This window comes from Terriglobales bacterium (assembly GCA_035457425.1).
Classification (GTDB): domain Bacteria; phylum Acidobacteriota; class Terriglobia; order Terriglobales; family Acidobacteriaceae; genus JACPNR01.
On the sequence record DATIBR010000188.1, the window covers coordinates 1 to 7758 of the forward strand.

The following is a 7758-nucleotide window of genomic DNA, read 5'->3' on the forward strand; positions in this document are numbered from 1 at the left end:
GTCTTTGCCTACCACGCTCCCCTGTAATCGCGAAACCACAGGTTCTTGATCCTTAGGGCATTTCCCCTGAGTGAAGTACCACACACTCGCCGCCGTAATGACGAACCAAATCGCACCGACTGCTGCGATAATCTTGATCACCCTTTCCACTCCTCCATCATCTTCACGAAATCCCTGAACAAATAGTGCGAGTCGTGCGGCCCCGGCGATGCTTCCGGGTGGTACTGCACGCTGAACAGCGGCAAGTTGCGGTGGCGCAGGCCTTCGAGCGTGTTGTCGTTCAGGTCGATGTGCGTCAGGTCGACTTCCGAGGTCGAGAGCGACTCCGGGTCGACGGCAAAATTGTGGTTGTGCGCCGTGATCTCGATCTTGCCGCTCGCCATCTGCTTCACGGGGTGGTTCCCGCCGTGGTGGCCGAACTTGAGCTTGTAGGTCTTGCCGCCGAGCGCGAGGCCAATGAGCTGGTGGCCGAGACAGATGCCAAAGATGGGCTTCTTCCCCATCAGGCGGCGGATGTTCTCCTGCGCGTAGGTGCAGGGTTCGGGGTCGCCCGGGCCGTTGGAGAGGAAGACGCCGTCAGGATTGAGCGCGAGCACGTCTTCGGCGTTGGTCTCCGCCGGGACGACCGTCACCTTGCAGCCTTCGCTCGCCAGCTTCCTGAGGATGTTGTGCTTGATGCCGAAGTCGTAGGCCACCACGTGGAAGCGCGGCGGCGCGTCTTTCACGCCGACCACTTCCGTGGGCTCGATCGATCGCTCGCCCAGCTCCCACTGGTAGCGCTGCTTGGTGGTGACGACCTTGGCGAGGTCCTGCCCGACCATGATGGGGATGGCGCGGGCCTTCTCGATCAGCTTGTCGATGTCGCTCTCGATCGAGCTGATGACGCCGCGCTTGCAGCCGTTATCGCGCAGGTGGCGCACCAGCGCACGCGTGTCGATGTCCGAAATGACGGGGATCTTGAACTTCTCGAGGTACTCCTCGGCCACTTCTTGCGAGCGCCAGTTCGAGCTGATCTTGGAGAACTCGCGCGTGACCAGGCCCTCGATGTAGGGGCGGGTGGCCTCGTTGTCTTCAGGGTTGGTGCCGTAGTTCCCGATCTCGGGATTCGTCAGGACGACGATCTGGCCGGCGTAGGAAGGGTCGGTGAAGATCTCCTGGTAGCCGGTGATGCTGGTATTGAAAACGACTTCCCCGTAGCACTCGCCTTTCGCGCCAAAACCTTTGCCCTTGAAGATCCGTCCATCTTCCAGGGCCAGGATCGCTTGCATGCAATCTCCGGGGCGTGGATTTTATTGATTCTAGCAGAGAACTTCTTCAACGCAGAGACGCAGAGTGCGCCGAGGTTGTGGAAAAGTGTAGGCGGCGTTCCGCGCTGATTCAATCGGGTGAGGCGACAAACGAGCGGCCCGTTCGGACCGAAAACGAAGTCCTCGGCGCTCTCAGCGCCTCTGCGTTGAAGGTCTTACCGCAGGATCCCCAGCTTCCCCACCGGCCAGTACACGAACACCGCCTTGCCGTAGATGTAGTCGGCGTCGACCGGCCCGAAGTCGCGCGAGTCGTTTGACATGGTGCGGTGGTCGCCCAGCACGTAGTAGGAGCCCTCGGGCACGATCGTCTCGGCATACGACCGCGGGTCGAAGAACTGCACCGGCACGTACGGCTCCTGGATCAGCGTGCCGTTCACGTAGACGTATCCGCTGCGGATGACGACCTTGTCGCCCGCCACGCCGATCACGCGCTTGATGTAGCTCTTGGAAGGGTCGCGCGGGTAGCGGAACACCACGATGTCGCCGCGCTGGATGGATTCGAACTTGTAGACGAACTTGTTGATGAAGATGCGCTCCTGGTCCTCGAGCCCCGGGAGCATGCTGGTGCCTTCCACCTTCACCGGCTGGTACAGGAACATGATGATGAAGGCCGAGACGATGGCCGAGATGACGAGGTCGCGCACCCACATCCGCAGGGTGCCGAAGCGGCGTCGCGGAGCCGGGTTCGGGTTCGGCGTCTCGTCCATCAAGGCGTCCCTATCTTAGACGATTTTTCCCGCCCTCCGGTCACCCGGGAGCGACTCTGGACCGGGTTTCGCATCTAAACAGAAAGCACCTCAGCAGCTACAATAGGGGCAGGAGCTTCCCATGAAGCGCGTACTGAGCGCGGCCTTCGTCGCGTTATTTGCGGTCACCATGTCGGCGCAGTGGTTGGACACCCCGGCGTTCCACTCGGGTCCGCCGCCCAAGGGCGAGAAGCTGCCGGCCATCCTCGCGCCGGCGCAAGTCACCGGCCCAGGCGTCGACTATCCCTTCCAGAAGCACAGTTACCGGCTGGCCTCGCGCGTGGACAAGGTGCTCTACCAGCAGCCTTGCTATTGCCACTGCGACAAGGGGCACGGCCACACCAGCCTGCGCTCGTGCTTCGAGTCGATGCACGGCGCGCACTGCGGCATCTGCATGCAGGAGGCGGTCTACGCCTACCAGCAGACCAAGAAGGGCAAGACCGCGGCGCAGATCCGCCAGGGCATCATGGCGGGCGACTACAAGAACGTCGACCTGAAGGCTTCGGCCACCCTCAAGTAACCGGCCTTTCCCTGAAACGGGCGCGGCCACGGTCGCGCCCGTCGCTTTGGTGCGCAACGCAGCTCGTTTGACTCGGTGCGCGCCTTCCGCGTATAACACCTTGCTCCTAGGGCGCGGCAAAATCGATTTCCACAGGGCTGTGGACTGATTACACGCGCTTACATTCGCGGAAGTGCAACCACATGAAGAAGAAAGCGGCAGCAAAGGTTAAAGCCTCGTCTGCCAAGTTAAAGAAAGCAAAGGGGAAAGCTGGCGCGAAGGGTCGCCGCGCGGCGGCCGCTCCGCCCCTGGTGAAGAAGCCCAACTTCGCCGATGACCCCCGTTTTGCACAGGCTGTGCAAAATTACGAGGCCGGACTCAAGGCCATGCAGGAGCACAAGTTCGAGCGCGCCAAGTCCTTGCTGGAGAAAGTCGTGAAGGGCGCCAGCCGCGAGCTCGCCGACCGCGCCCTCGTCCACCTCAACACCTGCAACCAGCAGATGGCGCGCACCTCCACCTCGTTCAAGACCCCCGAGGAGCACTACGACTTCGCCGTCTCGCTGATGAACTCCGGCGATTACGACGGCGCGCGCTCGCATCTCGAGAAGATCCAGAAGCAATCGCCCAAGGCGGACTACGCGGTCTACGGTCTCGCCGCGCTCTCCTGCCTCACCCACAAGCCCGAGGACGCGCTGCGCTACCTGGCGACCGCCATCAAGATGAACCCGATGAATCGCCTGCAGGCGCGCAACGACACCGACTTCCATAACCTCGCCGACGACCCGCGCTTCACCGAATTGCTCTATCCCGAGGCCAGCGAGCCTCCGCCGATGGCGACTTCCGGCACGCGTTCCCGTTAGAATCCCCGCCATGACTTCCCAGGGCAAGTGGGCCGGTGCGGGTCTTTCCGCGCGTCCGCTGCGCGTGCTCTGCATCGGCGGCGGCACGGGCCTCTCCACCCTGCTCAAGGGATTGAAGCAGTACGTCGTCGTCCCGGGCTCGCAGCCCGCCGCGGGTGCGCCGGCGATCGCGAGCCTCACTGCGGTCGTCACCGTCACCGACGACGGCGGCTCCAGCGGGCGCCTCCGCAAAGAGTTCAACATCCTGCCGCCGGGTGACATCCGCAGCTGCCTGGTCGCTCTCTCGGAAGATGAAGCGCTGCTCTCCAAACTTTTCCAGTATCGCTTCACCGCGGGCGCGGGACTCGAAGGCCACAGCTTCGGCAATCTCTTCGTCACGGCGTTGACCGCGGTCACCGGCGATTTCACGAAGGCGGTCGAGTTGTCGTCCGCCATTCTGAAGACGCGCGGCCGCATCGTCCCCTCGACCACCGCGAACGTCCAGCTCGTCGCCAGCATGAACAACGGCTCCGAAGTCGCCGGCGAGACCAACATCACCGCCAGCAAGCACCGCATCGTCGAGCTGCGCATGGAGCCCAGGGACGCCCAGCCGCTCCGTGAGACGCTGGCGGCCATCGCCGACGCCGACCTCATCACCATCGGCCCCGGCTCGCTCTTCACTTCCCTCATCCCGAACCTGCTGGTGAAGGGCGTCCCGGAGGCCATCGCGCGCTCGCGCGCCCTGAAAGTATTCGTCTGCAACCTCATGACGCAGGCGAACGAGAGCCTCGGGCTCACCGCCGCCGACCACGTGCTCGCCATCTACATGCACGCGGCCGCGCAGCGCTTCTTCGACCTCGCCCTGGTGAACGACAGGCCCGCGTCGGCGGCCCTGCGGGCCAAGTACGCCGAAGAAGGCCAGGGCCAGATCGAGGTCGACCGCGACGGCTTCAGCGCCCTCGGACTGCGGGTCGAGACCGGCGACTTCCTCGAAGAAGACGCCGGCATCGCGCGCCACGCCACCGACCGCCTGGCGGCGGCGCTGCTCAAGCTCGCGGCGGAGCGCACGCGCGAGCCGGCAGTAGCGAGCGCAGCCATGCGTTAGCCGCTCCCGGTTTCGCCGCAGCCGTGCGGCTGTTACCATTACCCGCGAAATGTTCAAGTCGAACAAGGCTCCCGGCCGTTCCTTCGCCATCGCCATCATGGCGGCGGGCAAGGGCACGCGGCTGAAGTCGAAGCGCCCGAAGGTGCTGCACGAGATCGGCGGCAAGCCGCTGCTCGCGCACGTCATCGCGGCGGCCCGCCAGGTGGCGGAAGCGAAAGACATCTACGTCATCATCGGCCACGAGGCCGACCGCGTGCGCTCGGCGGTCGCCGCCACCGGCGTGCAGTTCGTCCTGCAGAAAGACCAGCGCGGCACCGGCCACGCCATCATGGTCGCGCGCGACGCCCTCGCGAAGTACAAGAGCGTGCTCGTCCTCTCCGGCGACGTGCCGCTCATCCGCCCCGAGACCATCCGCCGCCTGCGCGACTTCCACCACAAGAAGAACGCGGCCATGACGGTGCTGACCGCCGTCCCGCCCGACCCGGCCGGCTACGGCCGCGTCATCCGTGCGCAGGGCGACGACATCGCCGCCATCGTCGAGCACAAGGCGCTGACCAAGGCCCAGCAAGCGGCGCGTGAGATCAACTCCGGCATCTACGCCTTCCAGACCAAGCCGCTCTACAAGCACATCTCGCGGCTGAAGACCGACAACGCCCACCGCGAGTTCTACCTCACCGACATGGCCGCGCTGTTGGTCAAGGCCCGGCAGCGCGTGGTCGCGCTCCAAGCCGAGCAGGCCGCCGAGGTCCTGGGCGCGAACACCATGATGGAGCTCACGCACCTCGACCTCCACCTGCGCTTCGAGAAGGTGACGGAGCTGATGGCCAACGGCGTCACCATCCGCCTGCCGTGGACGTGCATGATCGACCGCGAGGTCGAGGTCGGCGCCGACACCGTCATCGAGCCCTTCGTGCAGCTCTACGGCGCCACCCGGATCGGCCAGGACTGCCGCATCCGCTCGTACTCGGTCATCACCGATTCCGAGATCGCCGACGGCGTGACCATCCGCAACGGCTCCATCATCGACAAGTCGCGCGTCGGCAGCAAAGCCATCATCGGGCCGTACTCGCATCTCCGTCCCGACAGCGAGATCGGTGAGGGCGCGCACGTCGGCAACTTCGTCGAGACCAAGAAGACCCGGCTGGGCAAGGGCTCGAAGGCGAACCACCTCACCTACCTCGGCGACGCCGTCATCGGCGACGGCGTCAACGTCGGCGCCGGCACCATCACTTGCAACTACGACGGCGTCGAAAAGCACGCCACCGTCATCGACGACGGCGCGTTCGTCGGCTCCGACTCCACGCTCGTGGCGCCGGTCCGCATCGGGCGCGACGCCTATATCGCCGCCGGTTCCACCATCACCGACGACGTCCCCTCCGAATCGCTCGCGCTCGGGCGCGCCCGCCAGGTGCTGAAGCACGGCTGGGCGCGCGGCCGCAGGACCGCCACTGCCGCCACGGTTGCCGCTGGCCGCCGCAAATAATTCCAGCAGCAGCTTTCGATTCTTCCCCATCCAGCTCTGGATCTTCTCCACAATGGGTGCGAACTCATAGGGAGGTGTTTCTGATGGCAAACGAACCGAATCCCCAGACCGGCAACCTGAGCTTCCGCTGCGCCGACGCCGGCTACGGCGACTGCAACTGGCAGACCACGGGCCGCAACGAGGACGAGATCCGCCAGCGCGTGGCCGAGCACGGCCGCGAACACCATGGCCTCAAGGAATGGACCAACGAGACGTGGGACAAAGTGCGCGGCGCGATCCGCAGAGCCGCCGCTTAAGCGTTCCCCTGGACCAGTCCCTGCACACGACCGGCGCGTCCTTCGGGGCGCGCCGTCGTGTCTTCAAGCGATACTTGAAGTGTCCCGGGGCATCCGGCGACTCGCGAACGGCGTAGAATTTTCTTGTAGCGCCATGTCCACCACGCTCAAAGACGTGCTCTACAGCCACGTGCGCGAAGGCGCGCGCGAGCTGTGGGAGCCCATCGACAAGAACCGCATCCGCTGCTACTCCTGCGGGCACGAGTGCCCCATCCCCGAGGGCCAGGCCGGCGTCTGCAAGGTGCGCTTCAACCAGGGCGGCAAGCTGCTGGTGCCCTGGGGATACGTCGGCGGCGTGCAGTGCGACCCCATCGAGAAGAAGCCGTTCTTCCACGCCTATCCCGGCGCGCTCGCCTACAGCTTCGGCATGCTGGGCTGCGACCTGCACTGCGCGTACTGCCAGAACTGGGTGACGTCGCAGGCGCTGCGCGATCCCGGCGCGGTCTCGCCGCCGCTCGAGGCCACGCCGGAGGCGCTGGTCGCGGACGCCAAGCGCCTCGGCGCGCGCGCGCTCGTCTCCACCTACAACGAGCCGCTCATCACCAGCGAGTGGGCGGTCGAGATCTTCAAGGCGGCGAGGCAGGCGGGCCTCGTCACCGGATTCGTCTCCAACGGCAACGGCACGCCCCAGGTGCTGGAGTTCATCCGGCCGCACGTCGACCTGTACAAGGTCGACCTGAAATCGTTCGACGACCGGCACTACCGGCGACTGGGCGGGCGGCTCGAGCCCATCCTGCACACCATTCGCGCGCTGCGCGAGATGGGGTTCTGGCTGGAGATCGTCACGCTCGTGATCCCCGGCTTCAACGACTCCGACGACGAGCTGCGCCATGCCGCGGACTTCCTGGCCGGCGTCTCGCCCGACATCCCCTGGCACCTCACCGCGTTCCACTCCGATTACAAGATGGAAGAGACGCCGAACACGCCGGTGGAGACCCTGCTGCGCGGCGCGGAGCTCGGCAAGAACGCTGGGTTGCGCTACGTCTATTGCGGCAATCTGCCGGGACGCGTCGGGGATTGGGAGAACACGCGCTGTCACTCCTGTCGCGAGCTACTCATCGCGCGCTACGGATACCTCATCACGGACTACCGGCTCACCGCCGACGGCAAGTGCCCGAAGTGCGCGACCGCCATCCCCGGCCGCTGGGCCGCGAAGTTCGATGGCCAGATCGCCTCGCACCCCTTCTCACCACGCGGACGGCCCGACCGCCTGGTCCCACTGTCGTGAGATTTTTTGGAAACTTTTTTCGCAGGATCACGTCTATCTAGGTAACCAGAACCCCAAAGGGGCGGGCGCCAAGACCCCCCAAGCACTCTTCAATACGGCGTCCGCCTCTCTTCCTCTCTCACACCTTCCGCTGAGTGTCATCCTGAGCGCGCCCAAGCGCGCGAAGGATCTCACGGACGAGAGCGTTTCATAAGATTCTTCGCCGCCCTACAGGCG

8 protein-coding genes are annotated in these 7758 nt (G+C 65.1%); 6 read left to right on the forward strand and 2 right to left on the reverse strand.

Annotated features, from left to right (window positions below; translation table 11 throughout):
• Window positions 1-137: 137 nt before the first annotated feature.
• Both carA and lepB read right to left on the reverse strand, forming a co-directional pair.
• A complete protein-coding gene (gene carA, locus VLA96_14850) occupies window positions 138-1268 on the reverse strand; it encodes a glutamine-hydrolyzing carbamoyl-phosphate synthase small subunit (GenBank protein HSE50483.1) in 1131 nt (376 codons plus the stop codon).
• Between the two features lie 194 nt (window positions 1269-1462).
• Window positions 1463-2014, reverse strand: a complete 552-nt coding sequence (gene lepB, locus VLA96_14855) for a signal peptidase I (protein HSE50484.1) — start codon at window positions 2012-2014, stop codon at window positions 1463-1465.
• A gap of 121 nt (window positions 2015-2135) precedes the next feature.
• On the opposite strand from lepB, the gene VLA96_14860 reads away from it, so the two are divergent.
• The 6 genes from VLA96_14860 (at window position 2136) to amrS (ending at window position 7542) form a co-directional block, all read left to right on the forward strand.
• Window positions 2136-2573 (forward strand): CYCXC family (seleno)protein, encoded by a 438-nt coding sequence (locus VLA96_14860; protein ID HSE50485.1) that lies wholly within the window; start codon window positions 2136-2138, stop codon window positions 2571-2573.
• Between the two features lie 290 nt (window positions 2574-2863).
• Window positions 2864-3412 (forward strand): tetratricopeptide repeat protein, encoded by a 549-nt coding sequence (locus tag VLA96_14865; protein ID HSE50486.1) that lies wholly within the window; start codon window positions 2864-2866, stop codon window positions 3410-3412.
• Window positions 3413-3422: 10 nt separating this feature from the next.
• Window positions 3423-4496, forward strand: a complete 1074-nt coding sequence (yvcK, locus tag VLA96_14870) for a uridine diphosphate-N-acetylglucosamine-binding protein YvcK (GenBank protein ID HSE50487.1) — start codon at window positions 3423-3425, stop codon at window positions 4494-4496.
• A gap of 49 nt (window positions 4497-4545) precedes the next feature.
• Window positions 4546-5979 carry a bifunctional UDP-N-acetylglucosamine diphosphorylase/glucosamine-1-phosphate N-acetyltransferase GlmU gene (gene glmU / locus VLA96_14875; GenBank protein ID HSE50488.1) on the forward strand — a complete coding sequence of 478 codons (1434 nt, stop codon included), beginning with the start codon at window positions 4546-4548 and terminating at the stop codon, window positions 5977-5979.
• Window positions 5980-6062: 83 nt separating this feature from the next.
• Entirely contained in the window at window positions 6063-6275 is a 213-nt protein-coding gene (locus VLA96_14880) for a DUF1059 domain-containing protein (protein ID HSE50489.1), read from the forward strand.
• 133 nt (window positions 6276-6408) lie between these two features.
• A complete protein-coding gene (amrS, locus tag VLA96_14885; protein ID HSE50490.1) occupies window positions 6409-7542 on the forward strand; it encodes an AmmeMemoRadiSam system radical SAM enzyme in 1134 nt (377 codons plus the stop codon).
• Window positions 7543-7758: the final 216 nt, after the last annotated feature.